The following is a 26,168-nucleotide window of genomic DNA, read 5'->3' on the forward strand; positions in this document are numbered from 1 at the left end:
GGGTTTGCTCTGGTTGCCTGATGTGAGGAGTGACATGGCACAGCAGTTCGCCCAGCAGCAACATCGTAGCGTTGAACCTCAATCACAGGTTGCGCAAAACAGGCAGAAGGCCGCCCGATCCCAAGAGCAGGAGGATGCTCTGGACGCCGTGCTCGACGACATCTCGTCGACCTTGGAAACCGATGCGGAAACCTACGTCTCCAGCTTCGTCCAAAAAGGCGGCGAGTGATGCCGCAGCTGCGCGACAGCAGCAATCAGGGCCCCGGCAACACCACGTCCCGCTCCCCCGATTATGATTCGTTCCACCGTATTTTCGGCGTCGAAACCGAATACGGCGTATCAGTGACAGGAACCGATAAACCCTGCGATCCCGGCCAGGTCGCCATGATGATGTTTGCACCGATACTTTCACGGACTCGCTCCACCAACACCTACTTGGAAAACGGCTCACGGCTTTATCTCGACGTCGGCTCGCACCCGGAATACGCCACAGCAGAGGCACGCGACCCTGCAACAGCGCTCACACAGGACTTGGCAGGCGAATCCATCATGCGTCGCCTTGCCCTCGGAGCGCAACAGCGTCTGCGCAAAACCCACGGCGAGCATGCAGCCATTCATCTGTTCAAAGACAATGTCGATTCCGCCGGTCACGCGTTCGGATGCCACGAGAACTATCTGGTACGGCGTTATGTCTCTTTGCCGATCATCAAGGCGCAGCTGTTGCCGTTTTTGGTGACCCGTCAGCTCTTGACCGGTGCCGGAAGAGTCACGCAAAACGGCTTCGAAATCACGCAGCGCGCGGCGTTCCTCGATGAGGGGGTCTCCTCCTCCACCACACGTTTCCGGCCGATGGTCAACACGCGCGACGAGCCGCACGCCGACCCGGACGAATTCCGCAGGCTGCACGTCATCATCGGCGATTCCAACCGTTCGCAGTGGGCGACGAAGATGAAACTCGCCACCACGCATCTGGTGCTCTGTGCCATCGAGAGCGCCGCGAAACAAGGCGTTGTTGCCTCGGGCTTTGAATGCTGCGCCCTGACTGACCCAAGCCGGTCCAACAAGGCGATGAGCGCCGACCTGAGCTGCAGCAAACCGGTGGTACAGCTCGAAGATATCGACGCCTTCCGCACAATGCAGCAAAAACTCGGGCTGCGGCCCACCGTTTTCGCCGATGGACAGCATTCCGACGCTGTGACGGCCTTGGAAATTCAGTACCTGTATCTCGATATCGTTTCACGGTTTATCGAATCGCATCGTGTGCAAATCGAGCAATCCTTGCCGAACACCGATTGCTCGGATATTTTGTGTGAATGGCGAACCGCTCTTGACGCATTGGACGCCAAGGATTTCAGCACGTTGTCCGACCGTGTCGACTGGGTTGCGAAATACCAGTTGCTCAGTGAAATGGCGAAGCGCAATCCTGCGCTCTCGGAGGTGCAGGCGCGGCAAATCGATATGGACTACCACGACATCGTCAACGGATCCATTTATTCGTCATTGGTGGCGCATGGCCTGATGAAGACACTTGTGACTGACGACGCTGCGGAACATGCCGTTGAAAACCCACCGGAAGACACGCGGGCCGCACTGCGGGGAGCATTCGTCCGTCAGGCACTGGATGCCGGAGCCACGTTCACCTGCGATTGGACGCATCTGAAGACAACGGCCCCGACCCGCCACACTGCTGAATTGATTGATCCGTTCGCCTTTACACCCGATTCGGAGTATCAGCAGTTGATGGAGAGCCTATAGCCTTTCCATGTTTGCGAGCCGTTGCAGAGTTTGCGCGGCGGACTCATGGTGAGTTTGCGAGTAGGCTAGCGACTGTTCGCAGGTTGTCTTGGACCAGCGGGCGGAGTCGGAGATGTCGAGCGAGAAAAGATGGGCGGACGTCCGAGCCATGCGGTTGCCTTCGGCATCCGTTGTATAGGTGACGGATTGATCGCCACCTTCGTTTGCGTCTTGCGTGACGGTGACGTGCGACCAGGATGCGGCGACGACTTGCTGCGGGAAATGTTTGATGATTTCCGCACGTAGCCAAGCGCGGGTGTTTTCAGGAGGATTTGAGGCGGCACGTTGGACTTGGGCGTCGGCCTGATCGGAATCGTCATTTTGATTCAACGTCACCCGTTGCGTCTGAGATTGCAGGCGGGCGAAAACCGAACGAGCCGGGTCAAGCGCGGCCCAACTCAGGTCGAGAGCAGCCAGTTTCGGATTGGACCAGTCGGCACCGATTTTGCGACGTAGGCGTTCCAACAACTGCCATTTGAGCAGCCATTCCAAACGCGAGGCCTCGTCGGCCATCTTCAGACGTTGGTCTTCGCTGGCATGGCGTACGGCGGCGACATCCATCAGCGCCTGTCGCCACATCTCCATGATTCGTTTGGTCGGCTCGTCAGGCCATAGCGGCTCGCCGCGGTTGTCGCTTCCGTACGTCGATGCGCCTTGAGCACAGACGGCTGAAAACAGACGTATCTGAATCTGCCAAGCGGTCGTGGTGCCGCCCTGCTCAAGCGGCAATTGAGCGGCGAGACTCAGGTCATGCGAGACGACGTGCATCGCCTCAACCGGGTCGACCAGCTGCAAATCGACGAGCAGAGCATCCAAGTCAAGCTCCGAATTCGAATCAGCGGCGTCACTTTGCTCGAGCAGCCACAGCAGCATGCTTGTCGTGCCGAGCTTCAGCGCCTGCGGGCCGTCCATACGGTTGGCGTCACCGACAATGACGTGCAGGCGGCGGTAGTCACCGGTGACATGGGATTCGTCGCGGGCGTTGACAATCGGCCGGTCGAAGGTGGTCTGCAGACCGACAATGGAATGGACGTAATCGGCTCGCTGGCTCAGCTGATAGCCGGCTTCCTCGCTTTTCTCGCCGATGCCGACGCGACCGGAGCCTGTGTAAATCTGACGGGAGATGAAATGCAAAGTCATCAAGGCCGCGACTTCGTCGAACGGGACGCGACGCAGCATCATGTAGTTTTCGTGCGTGCCCCAGCTGGCGCCTTTGCCGTCCACGTTGTTGCGGTGCAGGACGATATGGGAACCGTTGCGTTCATTGACCCTCCGTGCCGCTTCGAGCATGATCCGGTCACCGGCGTGGTCGTAGCAGACGGCTTCAAAGGGATCCATAGTTTCCGGAGCCGAATATTCGGGATGGGCATGGTCGACGTAGACACGTCCGCCGTTGGAGGCAATGACGTTGACGATCTGCCTTTGCGGCTCGTCGGTAAGCATGTCCGGCCGTGCGGCGGCACGGGGCAGACGAGTGCCGCGAGCGTCGTTCAACGGGTCTTCCTGCCGGTAATCCCAGCGGATATGCTGTGTTTGCGGATTCGCGGCACCGCTGACCACATCGAACGAGAGTCGGACCGGGTTGGCATGGTCGCTCTCAATATCCGAAACCGCATATTCCGTTTCGGTTCCCATCATCCTGCGTACGCTCATTCGCTTACATCCCCTTGCCTGCAAGAATCACTGCGCAGGACGAATACGCACCGCATGGCCTCCCGCGATGCCGTTGATTTTCGACCATTGCACGGGATCCGAGTCCATCACCGAATCACCGGTCTCCTCGAATTCGTCGTCGACCGCGCGAAGCACCGCATCAACGCCGATTTCCATCGGACGGCCCAGTGTAATCGAATCCTTGACGGCGTGGGTCTTGACCCTGTCGACGATGTTTTTGAGGCTCGCCCCGCTCATCACGTCGGCAAGGGTCACCCGACTCCAGCGTCCCTGATCGTCGCATACGTCGCAGATATGGCGCTGCGGGCCTTCGGCATAGACACTATCGACCAGAACCTTGCGCAGCGTTGCCGCGCTTTGACCTGTCTCATATGGCAGGTTGTCGGTAAGATAATGCGATACGATTTGCGCCGCGGCCTTTCTGCCGGGCCGGTCGATGCGAATCTTCACGTCGAGGCGGCCGGGACGCAGCACGGCGGGATCGATCATGTCCACACGGTTCGAGGCACCGATGACCATGACGTTGTCGAGGCTTTCCACCCCGTCGAGCTCAGACAGGAACTGCGGAACAATCGTGGTCTCCACGTCGCTGGACACCCCGGAGCCACGGGTGCGCAGCAGCGAATCCATCTCGTCGATGAAGACGATAACCGGCTTGCCTTCGGCCGCACGGGCGCGCGCACGTTTGAAAATCAGACGGATGAGACGCTCGGACTCCCCCACGTACTTGTTCAAGAGCTCCGGCCCCTTGACGGAAAGGAACACGCCGTTTTCGGCATCTCCACCGGAAAGCGCGTTGGCCACGGCCTTGGCAATCAGCGTCTTGCCGTTGCCGGGAGGGCCATAGAGCAGCACGCCCTTGGGCGGACGCAGATCGTAGCGCTCGAACAGCTGGCGGTGCAGGAACGGCAGCTCGACGGCGTCCTTGATACGTTCGATTTGCGAGTCCAGGCCGCCGATGTCATCGAAGGTGGCGTCCGGGGTCTGCTCAAGCACCAGATCGGTGGCGTTCTCCACGGGCAGCACTTCCAACGCCATACGTGTCAAGCCATCGACCAGAACACGGGCCGACGGTTCGATGGCGACATTCGCGAGCGCACTCGCCCGTTCGATCAACGTGACGTTGCCGGACTCGTCGGCGACCATCAGCCGTCCGTCATCCAGAACCTGCTTGACAGTACGCACGGCGCCGGAAATCTCAAGTCCTCGTTGTTCGACCAAGACCATGTTCTCGTTGAGGAGCACCGTTGCACCGCCGACCAGACGCGCGGCCGACACGTTCGAGGCCACCGGTACGATAAGCCGACGGCCGCCCGAGAGCACCTCGGCCTTGGCACGCTGCACACCCTGTTCGTCGGTGCTGCACGAGTCCACGCACACCATCGTGGCGAAGTTCAGCGGCGGCGCGGCCATCAGCGAAAGCTGCGACTTCGCTTTCTGCACTTCCTTGCCGGCGCGTGTCAGGGCGACGGCGAGCGCATGGTTCTTGGCCCGCAGGTTGTCGTTTTCGCGGGCGAGATCGTCGAAGGTTTCGTTGTTCCCGGTCTGCGAATCATGACGTTTGTTCATACCTGCGCCGTCCTCATTACCTGCGTTGGGCAAATCGCCTGCCCCGGCTTTACCGGACACTTGGCTATTGCCGCCTTGTTCGCCGTCATTCATCACCAATCCGCTTCCCTTGATGCCTCTCCGACTCAGTCCACATCGAGCGGGATACGGTGGGTCGGTGCCGGATAGCGACCGTCAAGCTCGGCCAGATCCTCTTGTGTCAGCTCGATGCCGGCCGCGGCGATATTGGCCCGCATATGCTTGGGGTTCGAGGTCTGCGGGATGGCCAGGGTGTTGCCGTCGCGTACTGTCCATGCAATCAGCAGTTCGTAAGTGGAGACGCCGTGCCGTTCGGCCACCTTACAGACCGCGGGGTCGGTCAGCATGCTGGTTTTCAGGTTGTTGGAAAGACCGCCTACAGGGCTATAGGCGATCAGCGGGATATGGCGTTCGCGCTGCCAAGGAAGCAGATCGTATTCGATGCCACGTGACTCGATATGGTAAAGGTCCTCATTGGCGGCGACGTTGCCACCTGCCGGCAGCTCGACCAGCTCCTGCATATCCGGGATATCGAAGTTCGAGACGCCCCAGGCACCGATCTTGCCGGTCTCACGCAAACGGTCGAGCTCCGCGACCGTCTCCTCGAGCGGGATCGAGCCGCGCCAATGGTAGAGGTACAGGTCGAGATGGTCGGTCTGCAGACGCTTGAGACTCGCGTCCAGATGCTCTTCCATAACCGCCTTGGAAGCGTTCTCCGGCCGTACCTTCGAGATGAGGAAGATGTCGTCGCGGTTGAACGGCTGCAACGCCTCACCCACCAGCGTTTCGGACTTGCCGGTGCCGTAGGTCTCGGCGGTGTCGACCGCCCTCGCCCCGGCTTCGATGCCCGCCCTGATCGCGGCAATCTCTTCATCGTGCTGTTCCGGCTCATTGCCCATATGCCATGTGCCGATTCCGACCGCCGGCACCGATTGCCCGGCTATGTTGAGTTCCTTCATCTTATGCCTTCCTTGTACATACTGCTGAAATGTTGTTTCCCGTTGAGTTCAGTCGACGTAGGCGTCGGCAGACAGGCGCGCTCCCCGCGCCCAGTCGGCGGCACGCATGGCCTTCTTGCCCTGCGCCTTGACTTCTTCAAGTTCGAGCGGAGTGGTGACGGTGCCCACCCATACGTGCTTTTTGGTGCTGGCCAGCCTGCCCGGTCCGAGGTCATTCGGCACCTGAGGGTCGTTCATATCCGCCGGACGCGCCTTCAAGACATGGAAGGGCTCGGCGTCGCCCATATCATGTTCAGCGTTTGAAGAAGCCTCGACTGCCTCAGGCTGGCTCGCACTGTCACCTACACCTTGCGGGTGCAGCATGCACCAAGCGCCCGGCTCGGGAGTGCAGGCACGAATCTGCCGGTCGGCGGCGAACACCGGCACATCGAAGCGAATGCGCGCATCCTCATGCGTGATTTTCCTGGCCACCTCGTAGGCGCCTTGGGATTGTTCCTGAAGCACGATCCGGCCTTCGGCCATCGCCGTCAGCGCCGAGGCCAGCAGATGCGAGCCGTCTTCGGCCAGTCGTTCGAGGATATCTCCGGAAGTGTCGTGTGCACCGATCTCGCAAGTCGACTGCGCAAGAATGGGGCCGGTATCCATGCCGCGGGTGAGTTTGAAGACGGTGGCTCCGGTGATGCTGTCCCCGCTCCAGACCGAGCGCTGTACGGGAGCCGCGCCACGCCATTGCGGCAACAGCGAAAAATGCAGGTTATACCACCCCATCGGCAACGCGCCCAGCACGTCTTCCTTGAGAATCTTGCCATAGGCGACCACGGCCCCGGCTTCGGCTCCGGTGGCTTTGAGCTCGGCGATGAAGGTCGGCTCTTTCGGGTCGCATTCCAGAACAGGAATATCGAGGCCCAACGCCGCCTCTTTGACGGGGCTCGGCGTAAGCTTCCGACCCCGGCCTTGAGGCGCATCGGGCCTGGTGAGCACGGCGACGACCTCGAAATGCTCCCTGTCTTCGGCCAGCTGGCGTAACGCGGGAACCGCCACATCCGGTGTTCCGGCGAACAATACTTTCAACATAACGGTTCCTTTATTCCAATCCTCAAATCGTCAATCAACCTCAACCAATGATAACCGTGAAAAGTCCTCGGACAGCGAAACCGATGGACCTCTCATATCCGTCAGATGACCAGGATTACGACCGATTGAACCCGGAAAGACGAATCAGTACGCTTCTCAGCTCTGAATTCCCGGAATATCGACGCCGCTGCGCCTCAACAGCGCCCTCAATTTGCCGGAATCATTGAATCTCACGCCTCGGATACCTGCCGAGTTCGCGCCGACGATGTTCATGGCTTTGTCGTCGATGAACACTGCGGTGTCGGCGGGAATGTCAAAACGTTTCAGCGCGAATTCGAAGATATCGCGATGCGGCTTGCGCAACTTGACATAGCCGGAGACCACGGCATCGTCCAGGTCGCTTAAAATCGGATAGAATTTCTTTGCCGGCGGGAACAGTTCGGTCGCCCAATTCGACAGACCCCACACGCCGACACCCGCGGCCTTCAGGTCATCAACCAGAACGCGCATGCCCTCGACCGGCCCGACCAGCGAATCCTCGAAATTCTTGAAATAATAGTCAAGCATCCCGGCCCACGGCTCGCCGTACTTCTGTCGCACGGCAGCCACGGCTTCAACCGCCCTTCCCCCGACATCCATCTCGTCGCTGGCATCGTAGAAGCCGGAAACGTCATTGTCGAGGAATCTGTCGGTCAGCTCCTGGGAGTACCGGGGCAACATGACTGCCTGCGGATCCCAACGCACGAGCACATTGCCGAAATCGAAGATCACGTTCTCGATCGGTTTGCCGGCAGCGCCCTGCACCGCATCCTCCGACTTGATCACGTTGTATTCCATTTCCGGTTCGCCCGGCCAGCCTTTCATGGCTCCTCCTTACAAAACATTCGATATCGGTTCTTTTTCCATGCTTTCATGGCACGACGACGAAACGAAAAACATGGCGCTGCCGGCTAAATAAGGTCCTTGGGGTCAAGCTGGAACCGCAATTCCCCCGGTGTACGCGTGGCCACATGCCGAGCGACCTCGACATGCAAGCGTTTGGCCAGCTGGGCACGCTGACGTTGCGGGACGCGGACCACGGCTTTGACGCGGTCCTGGGTAGCCTCCAGCTCGCGGGCATCCACCGTTCTGGGCTGGGCTATGGGCACGGGGCCAAGCACTGCGGGAAGCACGCCGACCTCGGTGCTGATCCGGCTACAATCTGAAGTCAATGCCCCTATATTGTTCAGCGTTTCCATCACCGCATCCCGTCGGCCCCAAACGCAAGCGACCGCGAAAACCGGGGAGAGACCGGTCTCGGCGCGTTCGTCGAGCTCTGCGGCGGCAAGGATACGACAATCCCATCGCACCAACGATTCGGCGATGGCAGGGTCGGTCTCGCCAATCAGGAAGACCTGCCCACCCTCTTTGCGGCAGGCACACATCGAAGCGGCTCTCATCCAGGCGGTGAGCGCATCGATACGGGCGTCCACCCCCGGGGCGTAAAGGCTCGTCCATGCGTCGAGAATGGCCACCGCCTGATAATGACCGATACCGCCGTCCTCGGTCTTCACCCTCGGTTCAGCCTCCGGTGTCGCAATCACGATCAGCGGCCGGTCCGGCACCCAATCGACGATGCCATGGGGCTGGCTCGGGCTGGAGAGCACCATCGGGATATCACGGAACAGATGCTGCAGCTGCGCGGCAGTGCCGGCAGCGCCGACACGCACGACGCCCATGCGCGCACTCTTGCAATTGGGACATGTCCAATCACCGGCGGGTGCCCCGCACCAGCGGCATCTCGGCGCGGCACCGCGAATCCGCTGCAACGGCCCGGTGCAACGCGGGCACCGTGCCTGACGATGGCAACGTGCACAGCTCAATACCTCGGCGATGCCGTCGTGCGGGATGGAGAAGAGAATCGGCCCGTTCTCCAAGGCTTGCGAGAGAGCCCGGACAGCGGTATGCGGCACGCGAGCGCCGATGGACGGGTCGGCCAGGCGGGCAAGCTCGTCGCGGTTGAGCCAGCGGACCCACGGCGCGACGTCATCGACGACAGCCGGCAACGGATGCACCGGCGTGCTGAACCCGCTGACCGGCGTCTCGCAGACCTCGACGTGGCAGACAGGCTCTACAGAAAAGGCAGCATCATCCGCTTCTACTCGTCTGCCGGCATCGGCGTCTCCGACCGGTTGCGAGTCGTTGCTCGCGGCCAACGGGTAGGTTTCGCCGGTTTCCAATATCGGCCCATCGTCAGGAATCTTCATATCTGCCAGCGAATTCGATGCCGCAGACTCTACTTCCGCCGTACCGTTTGCATCCGTGCTTACACGTTGTATAGAATCGATTCCGGTTGCGGATTCAATGTTATTCCGCGCCATTTCAACCGTATTGGCAACCACATTGCTCACCCCGTCAGCTACGGAGGATGCTGCATTCATGCCAGAACTCACTGCAGCCGCAATCTCACCTTTTACGGCATCGGCAGCATTTGCGAATGCATTGCGCGTGGCAGAAGCCGCAGAGACCACCTCTTGGGCTGATGACTGAGTAATGGTATCAATCATTGCACCAACTGAGTGAATACTGCCAGAAATCGGTGACACGGAATCATCGATGCCGTTCTTTGCGTTTGAGTCTGATGTCGGATTGATGTCAAGCGAAACTTCACCGGCTGTACCAGACCTCCCGCTCACCTCCCACTCGCTGGTGGCGCTGCAGGCATTGGCCATGGCCACGAAAGTGCCACCATGAAGCTTGGCGCGCAGACGCAACACCCCACGTGCGGCGGCATAGGGCATCATCCCGTCGGCGTACTGGTAGGCCGAATCTTCCAGAACAGCGAACAGCCCCGGCCCTTCCACCGGCGCGTACATCGCCGCCCTGGTGCCGATGACGCAGCGAACCTGCCCGCTGGCTGCCGCAAGGTAGGAACGATAGCGCTCGGAAGGGGCCATCGCCGCCGACAACAACACGAAATCGCCAACGAAGCCGCCATTGGAGGCGTTGGCCTTCCGAAATGGTTTCAATCCGAATCGGCGCAATGCCGTTGCGAGGTCATTGACCTCACGCATGGTCGGCAGCACCAGTACGGCACTTCGGCCGGACGCGAGCGATAGACTGGCCAGATAAGCCAGGTCGCCGGCCGATCGACCGGCTCCGGGCAAGGCGTCGAGCACGAACGAAGAGAATCCTCCCGCGCCGATTGCGGCCTGCAGGGAAACAGCGTTGTCATAGCTCCCCCGCAGCCGTTGCGATCCCTGATCGAGCGCGTCTTCGTCGAATTTCACCCGGCCACGGCTGCCGACCCACGTTCCGGCCATCGCCAGATGCTGTTCCTTGTCGACCCTGGCGACTCTCGGCGGCACGGCAAGACGCAGGATATTGGCGGGGGTGCCGCCGTAGGCCTCGGCGATGGCGGTGATGTCGCGCCGCATCGAGGCGGACACCAGCACGTCCGGGGTCATGACCCGTTCGATATAGCGCAACGCAGAGGCGGCCGTATGGCTTTTTTCGACACGGTTCCAGATGATGCCGTTGACGCGCCTGCCGCCGAAACGCACGCGTATCATCACGCCCGGCTGCGCGGATTCGGAGAATTTCTCGTCGATGAGATAGTCGAAGGTCTGGCCCAGGTGTGTGGCCTGCACGTCCAGAACGACCTGTGCGATGGGGTTTTTCGCGGCCGGGGTATGGGTGACCGTCTTGCGGCGCTTGCGCGGGGCCAGCCCGGCGAGCGCCGGCTGCTCGGCCTGCGGTTCACTCATGCTTCAATGATAACGTGGACTCATAATAAAAAAGCGCCACGGCTTAACCGTGACGCTTTGTATTGTTCTCAGGCCTTGGAAGGCGTCGGCAGAACGTCGGCGTTCTCGACCCACCACGGACGCAGCGGGTAGGTGTCGGTACCGGTCTCTGAATCGGGACGCACGCAGAGGAACTGGTGGATCTGGATGTTGTTGAGCTCGAAGTTCAGGGCACAACCGGCCATATAGAGACCCCACAGGCGTGCCTTGGGCTCGCCCATCAGCTCGACGGCGCGGTCCCAGCCTGCGACCAGGTTCTTGTTCCAGTTATGCAGCGTCAGCGCATAGTGCTGGCGCAGGTTCTCCTGATTGACGACCTCGAAGCCCGTGTCCTGGATGACGGTTTCGATCTCGCCCGGGGAAGCCAGCTGGCCGTCGGGGAAGATGTAGCGATCGATGAACTCGCCGGCAGACTTGCCCGTCATGGAGTTGACTCGCGTGATCTGGTGGTTCAGCAAGCGGCCGTTGGGCTTGAGCTTGTCGAAGATCTCCTTAAAGTAGGAGGGATAGTGCTTGAAGCCGACGTGCTCCATCATGCCGATCGAGCAGATGCCATCGAAGTCGCCTTCGGGCACGTCGCGGTAGTCCATCTGACGCACCTCGGCGAGGTCTTCGAGGCCTTCGCGCTTGATCCATTCCTGCGCCCACTTGACCTGTTCGCCTGCCAGAGTGACACCGAGGACCTTGATGCCGCGCTGCGCGGCGCGGATTTCCATCGAGCCCCAGCCGCAGCCGATGTCGAGCAGACGATCGCCAGGCTTCAGGTTGAGCTTGTCAAGCACAAGGTCAAGCTTGCGCCATTCCGCGTCTTCAAGCGAATCCTCCGGGGTGTTGAACACGCCGCAGGTGTAAGTCATCGACGAGCCGAGGAAGAGACGATAGAACTCGTTGGACTGGTCATAGTGATAGCTCACCGTGGCGGAATCGCCGGCCTTGGAGTGCGGCAGCAGGCCTTCGGTGCGGCGACGCCAACGGCTCGGCCCTTCGATGGACGGCGCTTCGGGATGACGGATACCATGCGAATAGACGGCGGCGACGATACGCGCCAAGTCAGCAGGGTTCGGCTTCTTCATATCCGGCTTGAGAGCCATAAGCTCCTTGAACACTTCGTACGGATTGCCGGGGATGAGCTCCGGGGAGGCGATGTCGCCTTGCAGATAGGCGCGCGCAAGGCCGAGATCGTTGGGATGGTCGACCATATAATATACGGCACGCGAATTGTTCACGGTGATGTGCAAAGGGGCGTCCTGAGGTCCAAACGATGAACCGTCGAATGCGGTGATGTTGATTTTCCCATTGTCCTTAAGGAACATGGAAACCATATCGGCTACGGTCATAACGGCCATGCGCAACCTCCAAAATAAGTGCATTTCGTTGCATCTCTTCATGCAAAATCATATTCAGCCTATTGCTCAGTTACGACACCGTAACGATTTTGCTGGTTGTGAAATCCGATAATCGTTGTGCTTGAGCCAGGGTTTGATGTCCATTCATGCGTATTCCGGATTCAAGCGTAAAATGTGCGTTTTATTGACGCCAGAACGCACATTTTTCACACCGATGTGAAAAATATGCATTCTAATGAGGTCAAAAGGCACTTTTCGCACACAAAAGGCCGTGCCACGCACCAACGATGCATGACACGGCCTACGAATTCCTGACGAGAATATACTGATGAACTCAGAGCTCGGCGATGGCCGCCTTGAGCTCGTCGACCTTGTCGGTGGCCTCCCAAGTGAAGTCCGGGTCGGTGCGGCCGAAGTGGCCATATGCCGCAGTCTTCAGATAGATCGGGCGAAGCAGGTCGAGCTCGTCGATGATCGCGGCCGGACGCAGGTCGAAGACCTTGCGCACCGCGGCCTGGATCTGCTCACGGGTGACTCCCCCGATCTCGGTGCCGAAGGTGTTGACGTTGACGCTCACCGGATCGGCGACGCCGATGGCATAGGCCACCTGCACCTCGACCTTGTGCGCAAGCCCCGCCGCGACGATGTTCTTGGCCACCCAGCGCGTGGCGTAGGCCGCGGAACGGTCGACCTTGCTCGGGTCCTTGCCGGAGAACGCGCCGCCACCGTGGTGGGCCGCTCCGCCGTAGGTGTCAACGATGATCTTACGGCCGGTGAGGCCGGCGTCCGCCGCCGGACCGCCCAAGATGAACGAACCGGTCGGATTGACCAGAATGCGGTAATCGTCATGCTTAATCTTGTCACCGCAGACTTCGGCGAGTACCGGTTCGATGACATGCTCGCGTAGTTGCGGCAGTAGCCAATCGTGGTCGACGTCGGGGTCGTGCTGCGTGGAGATGAGCACCGTGTCGACACGAACCGGACGGTCGTCATCGTCGTATTCGATGGTGACCTGGGTCTTGCCGTCCGGGCGCAGATGCGGGACGATGCTCTCCTTGCGAACCTGGGCCAGACGATAGGCCAAACGATGCGAAAGATAAATCGGCAACGGCATCAGCACGTCAGTCTCGTCGCAGGCGTAACCGAACATGATGCCCTGGTCGCCGGCGCCCTGGGCCTCGTAGCGTTCCTCGCGCGAGACTTCGGTCTCCTGCTCGGGGTTGAGACGATCGACACCTTGGTTGATTTCCGCGCTCTGCTCGGTCAGCGAGACCAGCACGCCGCACGAATCGGCGTCAAGACCGACCTCGGAGGAGGTGTAGCCGATATTTTTGACGACATTGCGCACGATGCGCTGGATGTCGGAATACCCGGAACTGGTCACCTCGCCAAAAATAAGGAATTGTCCGATGGCGGCCGATGTTTCCACGGCCACATGGGAATGGGGATCCTGACGAAGCATATCGTCGAGGATGGCGTCGGAAATCTGATCGCAGACCTTATCGGGATGCCCTTCGGTAACCGATTCCGCGGAAATCAGGCGACGTTCTTTTGTCACTTCTGTAGACACAGTGAACTTCTTTCTTCCATGCCAGAGCCGTTTGAGGCGGCTGACGTGTATACATACGGAAAGCAAGCCTACCCTTATGTCTCTATTTCAACGCACCGATTGACACGCATAGCATAGAGAAAAACAAAGCCCGACTCCATAGCGGAATCGGGCTTTAAAAAATGAAGAACGAGACTAGTCGAGGCTGCCTTCACTCAGGTCGTCCTCGCCGAGCGTCTCTTCCAGCAGACCTTCGTTGATTTCGCGGAAGGCGATGGAAAGCGGCTTCTCGTTGTTCTGGTACTCCACCAGCGGGCCGACATTCTGCAACAGACCCTCGTTGAGCTGGGTGAAGTAGGAGTTGATCTGACGGGCGCGCTTCGCCGCGAAAATCGACAGCGAGTACTTGTTGTGCTCGCTCTTCTCCATCAGCTGGTCAATCGTCGGATCGGCAAGACCGCTCGGTGTGGGCTCGGTGCCAAATGCCATATTGTTTGCTCCCTAAAAAAGAATAAAGCTATCCAAAATCTCTAGTATACGCCTATACCATGATTTCGGTACCTGCGTATCCCACATACCGTGCAATTTCTAAAAAACCGTTCATTATGCGGTCGAAACGCAACAGACGGCATGGCAGCCAACGTATAAATTGAACCATGCAAATGCGCTCACATAATATCATGACCGGCCGCATGTTCGCCGGTGCCCGAGCACTCTATCGCGCCGCAGGCGTGGCCGGAGACGACTTGGGCAAGAAACCCATCGTCGCCATCGCAAACTCGTTCTCCGAGTTCGTGCCCGGCCATGTCCACCTCAACAAGGTCGGACGCCTCGTCTCCAAGGCCGTACGCGAAGCTGGCGGCATCCCCCGCGAGTTCAATACCATCGCCGTCGACGACGGCATCGCCATGGGCCACACCGGCATGCTCTACTCGCTGCCGAGCCGCGACATCATCGCCGACGCCATTGAATACTCCGTCAACGCGCACTGCGCCGACGCCCTGATCTGCATCTCCAACTGCGACAAGATCACACCCGGCATGCTCATGGCCGCGCTGAGGCTCAACATCCCCACCATCTTCGTCTCAGGCGGACCGATGGAGGCCGGTTCGACAACCCTGTCCAACGGCAATACCGAGACCACCGACCTGATCGACGTGATGTATGCCTCCGCCGACGACAACGTTTCCGACGAGGACCTGCTGGCCTACGAGAAGACCGTCTGCCCCACCTGCGGCTCCTGCGCCGGCATGTTCACCGCCAATTCGATGAACTGCCTGACCGAGGCACTCGGCCTGGCCCTGCCCGGCAATGGTACCACGCTCGCCTCGCACGGCTATCGCAAGCAGCTCTTCGAGCGCGCGGGCAAGATGATCGTCGAGCTGGCGAACCGCTATTACAACGAGGACGACGAGAGCGTGCTGCCGCGCGCCATCGCCACCAAGCACGCCTTCGAGAACGCCATGACCATGGACGTGGCCATGGGCGGCTCGACCAACACCGTGCTGCACATCCTCGCCGCCGCGCAGAGCGCCGACGTCGACTTCACGCTCGATGACATCGAACGCATCAGTCACACCGTGCCCTGCATCTGCAAGGCCAGCCCCTCCGGCGACTGGGAGATCTCCGACGTGCATCGCGCCGGTGGCATCTGTGGCATCCTCGGCGAGCTCGACCGTGCCGGCAAGCTCAACCAGGACGTGCATTCGGTCGATTATCCGACGCTTCAGGCCAAGCTCAACGATTGGGACATCATGCGCCCGACCTGCCTCGACAAGGCCAAGGAACTCTACCGCGCAGCCCCGGGCCACATCAAGTCCCCCGAGCCGTTCACGCACGAGACGCTCTCCGATTCGCTTGACACCGACCGCGTCAATGGCGCCATCCACGACATCGACCATCCGGCCGTGAAGGAAGGCGGCCTCGCGATTCTGCGCGGCAACCTCGCCCCCGACGGCTGCGTGGTCAAGACCGCGGGCGTGCCCGAGAACATCTGGAAGTTCCGCGGGCCGGCCCACATCGTCGAGTCCCAGGAACAGGCCGTCGAGGTCATCCTGGGCGACAAGCTCAAAAAGGGCGAAGCGCTGGTCATCCGCTACGAAGGTCCCAAGGGAGGCCCGGGCATGCAGGAAATGCTCTACCCCACCTCGTTCGTCAAGGGCAAGGGTATCGGGCGTGACGTCGCGCTGATCACCGACGGCCGCTATTCCGGCGGTTCGTCAGGTCTGGCCATCGGCCACGTCGCCCCCGAGGCGGCCAACAAGGGCCCGATCGCCCTGATCAAGGACGGCGACATGATCGACATCGACATCCCCAACCGCACCATCAACGTGGAACTCACCGACGAGCAGTTCGATGAACGTCGCAAGGAGCTCGAAGCCGGAGACGGCTACGTCGCCCACCGCGACCGCAAGGTCAGCCTCGCGCTCAAGGCCTACGCCGCCTTCGCCCGTTCTGCTGACAAGGGGGCTACTAGAGACCCCGAGCTGATAAATCAGCTCTCAGGGCTCAAGTAGCCTTCACGGCCTTAGCGGCCGCTCACCTCGCCTACGGGGAGTCCACAGGACTCCCCGCTTTACGGCTCGGCCCGCGATCCTGAATTAATCAACAAGCTCAGCGGTCTTGCGTGATGTACTAGTGGTTTATTTATTAATCACAAGTGGCCCTGCATATGACTTCATTCATATGCAGGGCCACTGTTATGGAAATGCCGATACGGAATCATACACATCAATCATCAAGCACAACCATGACTAATAAAAAACAGAGCTATTGTTTGCTCGCGCTCGATGAGTGTTCTGCCTCACGCTTCTTTTTCGCCTTGTGCATGTCTTCGACAACATGCACGACCACCAAGACCGCGGAGAGACCTATAGCTTGAGACCAAAGCTTCGGATCAGTCAATGCCGCCAAAAAATGCCCATGGTCAAACCAGAAAATCCCCAGCACAAAATAAGTGACAAGGGTGATGACGAAAACTATCGCGTTCTCTTTCCAATCGATATCTTTCATAAGAGTATCCTTCAACCGTCGATGTCGAATCCAATCATTGCAACAGTGCTAAAACCGAATACAACAAGTGTAAACGGCAAATCAGAAAAGACCAATTCGTCTGACACTGATATCCAAGGAAAGAATACAGTCAAGATTTTTGAATAACTCCCTCTACGAGAAATGCCAATGAGTCCTCACTCAATTATTGATGCCGTATTCCTTGGCGATGACGTCCCAGAGCTCGTCGGCGGCGCGATCGACGGTGTCGTTGACGATCTTGACGTCGAATTCCGGCTCGGCGGCCAGCTCGACCTTCGCGGTCTCCAGACGCTTTTTACGTTGTTCCTCATTCTCCGTGCCACGGCCGATCAAGCGCTTGACCAGCTCGTCGTAACTCGGCGGGGCGATGAATACCGAGACGATCTCAAGATTGAGTTCGGCGGCACGCTGCTTGACGCGGCGGGCACCTTGCAGGTCGATCTCAAGAATCGTAGGAATATTTTTGGCCAAGTGATCGAGCACCGGCTGCAGAGGTGTGCCGTAATGGGCCATGCCATGTACGACCGCGGTTTCGAGGAACCAGTTCTGTTTTTCCTTGGCTACGAATTCTGCCTCATCCATGAACCAGTAGTTCTTGCCGTTGACCTCCCCCGGCCTCGGATCGCGTGTGGTGGCGGAAACCGAAACCCAGACTTCAGGATGTTTGCTGAGTAGATTCGCCTCGACGGTTCCCTTGCCCACGGCCGTCGGCCCGGTCAAGACAATCAAACGGCCCTTGTGCGACTGCCCAGCGACATGCTCTTCATTACCAACGCTCATAATCTCCGCTCCTGAAATAGATGGTTCCAGTGTAGCGAAACGCCCGAATCGGAGTAGTGCGATTCTTTTCCCATACTCTTCTCAGGCTTTCCTCCCATGCGTTTCACATATACCACAACATGACACAAAGCGCTGTGCATCCCGGCTTTACGCAAGATGAGCCAATCGCGATGTCTGACAGATAGCTGATATGCTTTTGCCATTAGACGTTGCACCAACCAGCGAAGGAGACCGGCATGGCCACCGCAACAGTGTCTGCGACTATTGACAAGCGGACCGAGGAATTGGCGGATTCCTATATCCGCAAGTCCGGTTTGACTGCCGACAAACTGATCAACCAACTGTGGTCGACTATCGCACAAACCGGCGTGGTGCCACGATTCACCAGGATGAACGGCACACAACGCGGCGCACGCAAGGAAGCATTCGCCAATGCGCAAGGAATCGTATCAAAAGTTCCCAGAGGGACAAGACTCGCCACCATGAGTGATGACGAATTGCGTGCAGAACTGGAGAACCGCGATGTCTAAAGCTGCTGGTCGACACCAACATCCTTGTCGATTACATAGTGCCTGATCGGCCTGAACATGTGTATGACGAGCAGCTGTTGGCACACTTGGTCGACGGTAAGGATACCGGTTACGTCACCTCCGGTTCTTTGAAGGACTGTTATTATATCTGCCGCAAATACATCGGTGAGCCAGCATGCAGGGCATTGATTCGGGCATTTCTAATCATTTTCGATGTACCACCGACAGGTATGGCAGAATGCCGGGAATCGGCCTATTCCACTGAACCAGATTTTGAAGACGGTCTCATCCGTGCGGTCGCGGAACATAATAATGCTGATGTCATCATCACCAGAGACTCCGCAGCTTTCCAATCCTCGAATGTCAATAGCATGTCTGCACGAGAATATCTACAAAATCTCAATCGATAACAGCAGAAGCCAAGCTCACCAGAACAACTAAATCAGATATCACAAATGTTGACACCGCATCAACCGCGTCGCGCGAGCTTACTGGCGTTTGACTTGGATGGTGAACGCCTGGAGACCGTCTGATTGAGTGAGAGCTTGCAGAGTCAGCGACCATTCCACATTATCGACATCCGAGCTGCCGGTGCTGGTGTGATAGGTCTTTGTCTCGCCAAGTCTTAAACGCGTATATTTGTTAGGCATACAACGCTGATATGAACCTCTGGACGCATAATCCTGTACGCAAAAAATCGCGGAATATCCTTGCTTGTCATGATCAAGCGTGTATGGCGCAAAAACATTCAACTTGTCGATATGGGTAATGCTGCCGACTTTCACCGTTCGCGTCGTACCTTTGCCGGAATCGTCCTCTGGCTCCTGTGCACTCTTCTTGACCACAGGCCCGTTCTGATACGGCGTTACCAACACCGTAGCGTAGCCATCGTTGTTTCCTCCAACCATATTCCCCGGTTGTGGCACAGGCGCGTAACCCTTCAACCCGATCAACGTAAGCGAACAGCCGTCATCAGGAAAATCCTTGGTCTCACCAATTGCCAAACCGTCGTTGTCTTTGTCATCCGCACTCTTGCTCATCGCGACATGTGCTTTGGCATCGTCTTGGCCATCGTTCCAGGACTCTTGTTTTACCGTACCGTTCCTATCGCGTTCATTGAGCGGAACCGCTTCCGCAATCCCGATATCCACCACATATTTGAAGCCCTTCATGTACCAACCACCCGCATCCAAAGCAAAATTGCCCCTCTCAACAGGTGGCAGGCTGGAACGCATCGCAAGAGTGACGACTTTGCCCTTATCCAACTGAGATTGAGGGAGGTGGACCTTCTGGTCGACCACCGGCCAGATTCTTGAAAGACTATACTCAACCTCCGCAAGGGGGCTGTCCCGCAACAACAAGCCTCCACATACCAATGCAATGATGGCAATCTGGCAGGCCAAAATGAAGGCCATGACCTTTTTGTTCTTTTTACGATTCATGCGTTTCATCTTTGAAGTCATTTGTCAGTACAGAACAGCGTTATACGGGGATTCCAGGCGGCAAAACCATTCTTGGCTCAGGCAAAGCGGGGACGTTTTCTCGCATGATCGCAGAGCCACACGCGAGAAAACGTCCGTTTTGGCTACTCCATTTCGGAGGCGAAGAGCTGCTTGGCGTGCTCCTGGATGCTCATCACCTGGTAGTCGTCGGCCTTGACCGCCTCGATGGCGAGCAGGACTGCGGAGAACTCGGTGATGGTGGTGAACTGCGGGATATCGGCGATCACGGCGGCGGCGCGGATGGCGTAGCCGTCGGAACGGGAGCTGCGGGTGCTCGGGGTGTTGAGGACCATGTTGATCTCCCGGGACTCGATCATCTCGACAGGATTCTTGTCGATGTAATCGTCGCCGTATTCGGCCTTCAGCTCCTGCCTGCGTTCAGAGGTCTCGGAGATCTTGCCGACCACCTTGCACTCGATGCCATAGCGACGCAGCACGGAAGCGGTGCCTTCGGTGGCGCAGACGGTGAAGCCGAGCTCCTGAAGTCTGGTGGCGATCAGCGGCAGCTGGCGCTTGTCGGTGTCGGAGACCGAGAGGAACACGTTGCCTTGTGTCGGCAGTCCGCCGGCATAGGCGGCGAGTTGGGACTTGGCGAAGGCGTGCGGGAAGTCGCGGTCGAAGCCCATGACCTCGCCGGTCGAGTGCATCTCGGGGCCGAGCAGGGTATCGACGGATTTGCCGGCGACCGTGCGGAAACGCTTGAACGGCAAGACGGATTCCTTGACGGCGACCTGCTGACCAGGTCGGATGGTGCCGCCGTCGCCCTTGGGCAGGAGCAATCCACGCCTGCGCTGGTCGGCCACGCTCTCCCCGACCATGATGCGGGCCGCGGCCTTGGCCAGCGCCACACCGGTCGCCTTGGAGGCGAACGGGATGGTGCGGGAGGCACGCGGGTTGGCCTCGATGACGTAGAGCGTGTTGGCCATGTAGGCGAACTGGACGTTCATCACGCCTCGTACGCCGCAACCTTCGGCGATGGCCAATGTCGCCTTGCGCAGACGCTGAATCTGGTCGTCCGAAAGGGTCGAGGGAGGCAAGGTGCAGGCCGCGTCGCCGGAGTGGACACCGGCCTCCTCGACGTGCTCCATGATGCCGCCGATGTAAAGCTCCTTGCCGTCATAAAGCGCGTCGACATCGATTTCGATGGCGTCCTGAAGGAACTTGTCGATCAGCAGCGGCGAGGGCAGGCGTCCGGAGACCACGGTGTCGGCCTTGGCTTCCTCGAGCGCGCGGTCGACGTATTTCTCGAGCTGCTCGTCGTCGTAGACGATTTCCATGCCACGTCCGCCGAGCACGTAGCTGGGGCGCACCAGCACCGGGTAGCCGATGGAATGGGCGGCTTCGCGGGCCTCGTCCATGTTGAGCGCTGTGCCGTAACGCGGGGCGTTGAGCTTCTCGCGGCGCAGCACCTCGCCGAAGAGCTCACGGTTTTCGGCCAGGTCGATGGATTCCGGCGACGTTCCGAGAATCGGGACACCAGCGGCTTTGAGACGTGCGGCCAGCGAAAGCGGGGTCTGGCCGCCGAGCTGGACGATGACTCCCTTGATCGGGCCGAGCTTCTTCTCGGCGTCGTAGATCTCCATGACGTCTTCGAAGGTGAGTGGCTCGAAGTAGAGCCGGTCGGACATGTCGTAGTCGGTGGAGACGGTCTCGGGGTTGCAATTGACCATGATCGTGTCATAGTCCTTGCCCAATTCCTGCACCGCATGCACGCAGGTGTAGTCGAACTCGATGCCCTGGCCGATACGGTTGGGACCGGATCCCAGAATGATGACGGCCTCGCGGTCGCGCGGCTTGAGTTCGGATTCGTCCGCGTAGCAGGAGTAGTAGTACGGCGTGACCGCGTCGAATTCGGCAGCGCAGGTGTCGACGGTCTTGTAGACCGGGCGCAGGCCGTAGCTATGGCGCAGCTCGCGGATCGTGTTCTCGCCCTCGTCGCCCAAGTGGCGCAGGTGCGCGATCTGCAGGTCGGAAAGGCCGGCCAGTTTGGCCTTCTTCAGGAGCCGGGCCGACAGGATTTCGGTGAACCGCACTTCCATCGCGGTCTGGTTGATCAGCTCGAATTGACGCAGGAACCACGGGTCGATCTTGGTGGCGTCGTAGAGCTGTTCAAGCGTGGCCCCGCCCCAAAGCGCGCGTTGCACCTGCAGGTAGCGGTTCTCGGTGGGGGTGCGCATGTCTTCGAGCAGCTGGTCGACCTCGGCCTGATCCGGCTTGGTTCCGTCCCAGCTGAAGCCCATGTGGCGCTTGTCGATGGAACGCATGGCCTTGCCCAGCGACTCCTGGAAGTTGCCGCCCAAGGCCATGGCCTCGCCCACCGATTTCATCGAGGTGGTGAGTGTCGGGTCAGCGCCCGGGAACTTCTCGAAGGTGAAACGCGGCACCTTGGTGACCACGTAGTCGATGGTCGGCTCGAAGCAGGCCGGTGTGGATTGCGTGATGTCGTTTTGGATCTCGTCAAGCGTATAGCCCAGCGCAAGTTTCGTGGCGATCTTGGCGATCGGGAAGCCGGTGGCCTTGGAAGCCAGCGCCGAGGAACGGGAGACGCGCGGGTTCATCTCGATGATGATGATGCGGCCGTTCTTGGGATTGACGGCAAACTGGATGTTGCAGCCGCCGGTATCGACGCCGACGCCGCGGATGATGGCGATGCCGAGGTCGCGCATCTTCTGGTATTCGCGGTCGGTGAGCGTGAAGGTCGGGGCGACGGTGATGGAATCGCCGGTGTGCACGCCGACCGGATCGACGTTCTCAATCGGGCAGACGACCACTACGTTGTCGTTGCGGTCGCGCATCAGCTCGAGCTCGTATTCCTTCCAGCCTTCGATGCCCTCTTCGACCAGGACCTCGTTGGTCGGCGAATCGTGGAGGCCGGCGCCGGCGATGCGGTGCAGTTCCTCTTCGTTGTGGGCGATGCCGGAACCCAGGCCACCCATGGTGAAACTTGGGCGCACGACCACCGGGAAACCGAGCTTGGCCACGATGGCGTCGACTTCATCGAGCGTATGGGCGACATCGCTTTTCGCGGACTCTCCCCCGACGGAATCCACGACCTTCTTGAACTGCTCACGATCCTCGCCACGGTCGATGGCCTCAAGCGAGGCACCGATGAGTTCGACGTGGTATTTGTCAAGCACCCCGGCCTTGCCCAGCGCTTCGGCGGCGTTCAGCGCGGTCTGCCCGCCAAGCGTCGGCAGAAGGGCGTCGGGGTGTTCACGCGCGATGATCCGCTCGAGAATCGGCACGTCGATCGGCTCGATGTACGTGGCATCGGCCATTTCCGGGTCGGTCATGATGGTGGCCGGGTTGGAATTGACGAGGATGACGCGGATGCCTTCCTCGCGTAGCACGCGGCAGGCCTGGGTGCCGGAATAGTCGAATTCCGCGGCCTGGCCGATGACGATGGGGCCGGATCCGATGACCATGACGGATTTGATATCCTGACGTTTCGGCATTACTTGTTCTCCTTGTCAGCGCTATCGGCGGATTGGCTATTGACGGTTGTGTTCGATGAAGATGAAAATGTCGGTGCCGTAAGCACGGACGAAACCGGCTCCCCCGCCTTGCGGGCACGCATCAGCGAGACGAAACGGTCGAACAGATAGGCGGCGTCGTGGGGTCCCGCGGCGGCCTCGGGGTGGTATTGCACCGAGAAGGCAGGGATATCGACACATTGCAGGCCTTCGACCACATCGTCGTTCAGGTCGATGTGCGAGACGAACACACGACCGTATTTGCCGTTTTCATACGGAGATTCAACGATCTTGCCGATCGGCGCGTCGACCGCGAAACCGTGGTTGTGGGCGGTGATCTCGACCTTGCCGGTGGTCATGTCACGCACCGGCTGGTTGACGCCGTGATGACCGAACTTGAGCTTGTAGGTCTCAAAACCGAGCGCACGGCCAAAGAGCTGATTGCCGAAGCAGATGCCGAAGAAGGGATAGCCGGCGTCGAGCACCTGGCGCAGCAAATCGACTTCGGGCGCGGCCTCCTCCGGGTCGCCCGGGCCGTTGGAGAAGAAGACGCCATCAGGATTCAATGCCTTGATATCGTTCAGGGTGACGGTTGACGGAACGACATGTACTCGGCAGCCGCGCTCCGCCAAGCGATGCGGTGTCATCCCTTTGATGCCGAGGTCAACGGCAGCGACGGTGAACAGGGGCTCCTTGCCCGCGAAGTCGCCGCATGGCTCGACGGTGTAGGTCTCCTTGGTGCTGACATGGTCGTAGAGCCTGGCACCCTGCATCTTCGGCGAGGCCAGCACTTCGTCCAACAGCACGTCCACGGACTTCAGCTCGCCGCTGGTCTCATCGACCAAAGCGTTTCCCGAGAAAATGCCGGCGCGCATCACGCCGCTCTGGCGCAGGTGGCGGACCAGCTTGCGGGTGTCGATGCCGCTGATGCCGACGACGGAATCGCCTTTGAGCTCATCGTCAAGGCTGTCGTTGGCACGCCAGTTGCTGACATTCGGGCTGGGCTGACGCACGACATAGCCGGCCACCCAGACCCGCTTGGATTCCGGATCCTCGTCGTTGACTCCGGTATCGCCGATATGCGGGAATGTCTGCACGACGATCTGCCGATCATAGCTCGGGTCGGTAATCGTCTCCTGATAGCCGGTCATGGCCGTTGCAAAGACAATCTCACCGAACGTTGAGCCGGACGCTCCATAAGGCTCACCGACGTAAAGCTGGCCATCTTCCAACAACAGCACAGCATCGTCTTTCGAATACTGTGCTGCTGTCGCTGCTTGCTGACTCACCACGAGTCCCCCTTTGCCGGGCCCGTGCGCGGACTCGGAATAACTGGACCGGAAAAACACATTCGCGGCCCGGCCACCGTACCGCGGTCAGAACGAACTACACAATTGTTGAGTCATCGTCACCATCCGGCGGCAACGACTGTTCCTCTCCAGCCGTATCAGGCTGAATCGGCACATCGACGGGCGACGACGAGCCCACGGCGTCATCGTCCGAAACCTTGGATGTCTCGGCTTCGGCTGCTGCAGGATTATCGAGTGTTCCGGACGAATCGTCGGAAGTCTCGTTTTCGTTGTCTGTCGGTTTCGTCGCTTCACCCGGAACGTCGCCGTTCCCGTCGGACGGGTCGGCACCATGGTCAGTGCCGGCGGTCTGAGATGAATCCGCATTGTCTTCGTCACCGGATTGAGCGTTACCCGTCTCCGGTTCGGCCTCGGACTCCGTCTCAAAGGGCACACCATCGCCTTGGCCGGAGATGCCACGGGACTGGAGGAACCCGGGAGCGGTCGGCGAATTGGAGCGACGCTCGGCCGCTTCACGTTCCGCTTTCTCCTTGGCCTGCGCTTCATGCGCCGCCCTGATGTCGGCAAGGACCGTATCCTTGTCATCGCACAGCGCGCTCAGCAGGCCGTGGATGAAAGCCGGCGAGTCGTCATCGGAAAGGGTTTTCGCCAATCCCAACGCCTCGTCGATAGCCACACGGCCAGGCACCTCGTCATTGAAGAGAATCTCCCAGGCGGCGATCCGCAGGATGTTCCTGTCGACCACGGCCATGCGTTTCAGCGGCCATTTGGTGGAGTGGGAGTCGAGCGCGTGATCGATGCCGTCCTGCTCGTCGGCCACGCCTCGCACAATCTCGATCGCGTAATCCGGCAACGGGGTCTGGGCTCCCGGTTCGGCAATGCGTTCGGCGAGCAGCGACGGGATGTCCTGCCCCTTTTCATCCGCTTCGTAGAGCGTATTGAGCGCCCGCTTGCGAGCTGTCGAACGTGCCATATAGTCAGTAGCCTCTCAGTAAAAAATATGCGAATTACCGTTTGCGAATACGGCTTTCCGACTTGGCAGGCCATAACGTGCCAAGCCGGAAAGGGAAAATCAGTTGTTTTCGCGGCCGAGGTAGGAACCGTCGCGGGTGTCCACCTTGACCATTTCGCCTTCGCCCACGAAGAGCGGCACCTGGATCTCGGCACCGGTCTCGACAGTGGCGGGCTTCGTACCGGCGTTCGAACGGTTGCCCTGCACGCCCGGCTCGGTCTGCGTGACCTTCAAGACGACGGATGCGGGCAGCTCGACGCTCAACGGGGTGCCGTCGTGGAAGCTGATGATGCAGTCGGTGCCTTCAAGCAAGTATTTTGCCTGATCGCCAACGAGATCCTTGGGGATGTTGACCTGATCATAGGTGGTCATATCCATGAAGACGAAGCTGTCGCCCTCTTCATAGGAATACTGCAGCGTACGGTTATCGACGGTTTCGAACTCCATCTTCATGCCGGCGTTGAAGGTCCTGTCGACTATCTTGCCCGAGAGCACGTTCTTGATGGTGGTACGCACGAAAGCCGGCCCCTTGCCAGGCTTGACGTGCTGGAATTTCGTGACGGTCCAGAGCTGTCCGTCCAGGTTCAATACCGACCCGTTTTTGATGTCATTGCTAGTTTGTGCCACGTCTCGTCACCTTAGTCATTTACTTTTCAAACGATTTGCATTCCATAAAATGCCTCAGCAATTATGCCACGGCGTCTGTACAGTTCGCCAGTCGTCTGTTTCTCTCGGCTTTTGCTTTACGTACTCATACTAT

Annotated in this window: 20 protein-coding genes and 1 pseudogene; 5 read left to right on the forward strand and 16 right to left on the reverse strand. The window is 59.3% G+C overall.

Annotation, left to right across the window (positions count from 1 at the left end; all coding sequences use genetic code 11):
* Positions 1 to 34 precede the first annotated feature (34 nt).
* Complete coding sequence (locus OZX75_RS03705; protein ID WP_277147016.1) at positions 35 to 229, forward strand: ubiquitin-like protein Pup; 195 nt, start codon at positions 35 to 37, stop codon at positions 227 to 229.
* Positions 229 to 1,755 (forward strand): proteasome accessory factor PafA2 family protein, encoded by a 1,527-nt coding sequence (locus OZX75_RS03710; protein ID WP_277147018.1) that lies wholly within the window; start codon positions 229 to 231, stop codon positions 1,753 to 1,755. The genes OZX75_RS03705 and OZX75_RS03710 overlap by 1 nt, the downstream gene beginning before the upstream one ends.
* Here OZX75_RS03710 and dop read toward each other — a convergent pair.
* From dop to rpoZ, 9 genes are all read right to left on the reverse strand, one after another.
* Positions 1,750 to 3,447, reverse strand: coding sequence for a depupylase/deamidase Dop (gene dop, locus OZX75_RS03715; protein ID WP_277147020.1), 1,698 nt, complete (start codon positions 3,445 to 3,447; stop codon positions 1,750 to 1,752). The two genes, OZX75_RS03710 and dop, sit on opposite strands and share 6 nt — an antisense overlap.
* 27 nt (positions 3,448 to 3,474) lie before the next feature.
* Positions 3,475 to 5,037: a proteasome ATPase gene (gene arc / locus OZX75_RS03720; protein ID WP_277147383.1), complete on the reverse strand. Its 1,563-nt coding sequence runs from the start codon at positions 5,035 to 5,037 to the stop codon at positions 3,475 to 3,477.
* Between the two features lie 125 nt (positions 5,038 to 5,162).
* Complete coding sequence (locus OZX75_RS03725) at positions 5,163 to 6,014, reverse strand: aldo/keto reductase (RefSeq protein WP_277147022.1); 852 nt, start codon at positions 6,012 to 6,014, stop codon at positions 5,163 to 5,165.
* 48 nt (positions 6,015 to 6,062) lie between these two features.
* On the reverse strand, positions 6,063 to 7,088 hold the full coding sequence (gene fmt, locus OZX75_RS03730; RefSeq protein WP_277147024.1) for a methionyl-tRNA formyltransferase: 1,026 nt from the start codon (positions 7,086 to 7,088) through the stop codon (positions 6,063 to 6,065).
* Positions 7,089 to 7,244: 156 nt separating this feature from the next.
* On the reverse strand, positions 7,245 to 7,952 hold the full coding sequence (locus OZX75_RS03735; RefSeq protein ID WP_277147026.1) for an HAD family hydrolase: 708 nt from the start codon (positions 7,950 to 7,952) through the stop codon (positions 7,245 to 7,247).
* Between the two features lie 86 nt (positions 7,953 to 8,038).
* Positions 8,039 to 10,834: a primosomal protein N' family DNA-binding protein gene (locus OZX75_RS03740; protein WP_277147028.1), complete on the reverse strand. Its 2,796-nt coding sequence runs from the start codon at positions 10,832 to 10,834 to the stop codon at positions 8,039 to 8,041.
* A gap of 68 nt (positions 10,835 to 10,902) precedes the next feature.
* Positions 10,903 to 12,219, reverse strand: coding sequence for a class I SAM-dependent methyltransferase (locus tag OZX75_RS03745; protein ID WP_277147030.1), 1,317 nt, complete (start codon positions 12,217 to 12,219; stop codon positions 10,903 to 10,905).
* A gap of 334 nt (positions 12,220 to 12,553) precedes the next feature.
* Positions 12,554 to 13,777, reverse strand: coding sequence for a methionine adenosyltransferase (gene metK / locus OZX75_RS03750; protein ID WP_277147385.1), 1,224 nt, complete (start codon positions 13,775 to 13,777; stop codon positions 12,554 to 12,556).
* Between the two features lie 186 nt (positions 13,778 to 13,963).
* Positions 13,964 to 14,257, reverse strand: coding sequence for a DNA-directed RNA polymerase subunit omega (gene rpoZ, locus OZX75_RS03755; RefSeq protein ID WP_277147032.1), 294 nt, complete (start codon positions 14,255 to 14,257; stop codon positions 13,964 to 13,966).
* A 167-nt stretch (positions 14,258 to 14,424) separates the two neighbouring features.
* Here rpoZ and ilvD point away from each other — a divergent pair, with 167 nt between their 5' ends.
* On the forward strand, positions 14,425 to 16,284 hold the full coding sequence (gene ilvD / locus OZX75_RS03760) for a dihydroxy-acid dehydratase (protein WP_277147034.1): 1,860 nt from the start codon (positions 14,425 to 14,427) through the stop codon (positions 16,282 to 16,284).
* Positions 16,285 to 16,537: 253 nt separating this feature from the next.
* On the opposite strand, the gene OZX75_RS03765 is transcribed toward ilvD, so the two are convergent.
* Positions 16,538 to 16,780 (reverse strand): hypothetical protein, encoded by a 243-nt coding sequence (locus tag OZX75_RS03765; protein WP_277147036.1) that lies wholly within the window; start codon positions 16,778 to 16,780, stop codon positions 16,538 to 16,540.
* Positions 16,781 to 16,960: 180 nt separating this feature from the next.
* Positions 16,961 to 17,581: a guanylate kinase gene (gene gmk / locus OZX75_RS03770; RefSeq protein WP_277147038.1), complete on the reverse strand. Its 621-nt coding sequence runs from the start codon at positions 17,579 to 17,581 to the stop codon at positions 16,961 to 16,963.
* A 236-nt stretch (positions 17,582 to 17,817) separates the two neighbouring features.
* Between gmk and OZX75_RS03775 the strand changes: the two genes are divergently transcribed.
* Positions 17,818 to 18,111: a hypothetical protein gene (locus OZX75_RS03775; protein ID WP_277147040.1), complete on the forward strand. Its 294-nt coding sequence runs from the start codon at positions 17,818 to 17,820 to the stop codon at positions 18,109 to 18,111.
* A gap of 5 nt (positions 18,112 to 18,116) precedes the next feature.
* Positions 18,117 to 18,521 carry a type II toxin-antitoxin system VapC family toxin gene (locus tag OZX75_RS03780; RefSeq protein ID WP_277160643.1) on the forward strand — a complete coding sequence of 135 codons (405 nt, stop codon included), beginning with the start codon at positions 18,117 to 18,119 and terminating at the stop codon, positions 18,519 to 18,521.
* Between the two features lie 78 nt (positions 18,522 to 18,599).
* On the opposite strand, the gene OZX75_RS03785 is transcribed toward OZX75_RS03780, so the two are convergent.
* From OZX75_RS03785 to efp, 5 genes and pseudogenes are all read right to left on the reverse strand, one after another.
* On the reverse strand, positions 18,600 to 19,562 hold the full coding sequence (locus tag OZX75_RS03785) for a hypothetical protein (RefSeq protein ID WP_277147044.1): 963 nt from the start codon (positions 19,560 to 19,562) through the stop codon (positions 18,600 to 18,602).
* Between the two features lie 134 nt (positions 19,563 to 19,696).
* Complete coding sequence (carB, locus tag OZX75_RS03790) at positions 19,697 to 23,068, reverse strand: carbamoyl-phosphate synthase large subunit (protein ID WP_277147046.1); 3,372 nt, start codon at positions 23,066 to 23,068, stop codon at positions 19,697 to 19,699.
* Positions 23,068 to 24,375, reverse strand: a complete 1,308-nt coding sequence (gene carA / locus OZX75_RS03795) for a glutamine-hydrolyzing carbamoyl-phosphate synthase small subunit (protein WP_277147048.1) — start codon at positions 24,373 to 24,375, stop codon at positions 23,068 to 23,070. Before carA ends, carB begins: the two co-directional genes overlap by 1 nt.
* Before the next feature lie 603 nt (positions 24,376 to 24,978).
* Positions 24,979 to 25,369: pseudogene (nusB, locus tag OZX75_RS03800) on the reverse strand (transcription antitermination factor NusB); the annotation flags it as partial.
* A 99-nt stretch (positions 25,370 to 25,468) separates the two neighbouring features.
* On the reverse strand, positions 25,469 to 26,035 hold the full coding sequence (gene efp / locus OZX75_RS03805) for an elongation factor P (protein ID WP_277147050.1): 567 nt from the start codon (positions 26,033 to 26,035) through the stop codon (positions 25,469 to 25,471).
* Positions 26,036 to 26,168: the final 133 nt, after the last annotated feature.

Origin of the sequence: Bifidobacterium sp. ESL0800 (assembly GCF_029395355.1) — a bacterium.
Classification (GTDB): Bacteria; Actinomycetota; Actinomycetes; order Actinomycetales; family Bifidobacteriaceae; genus Bifidobacterium.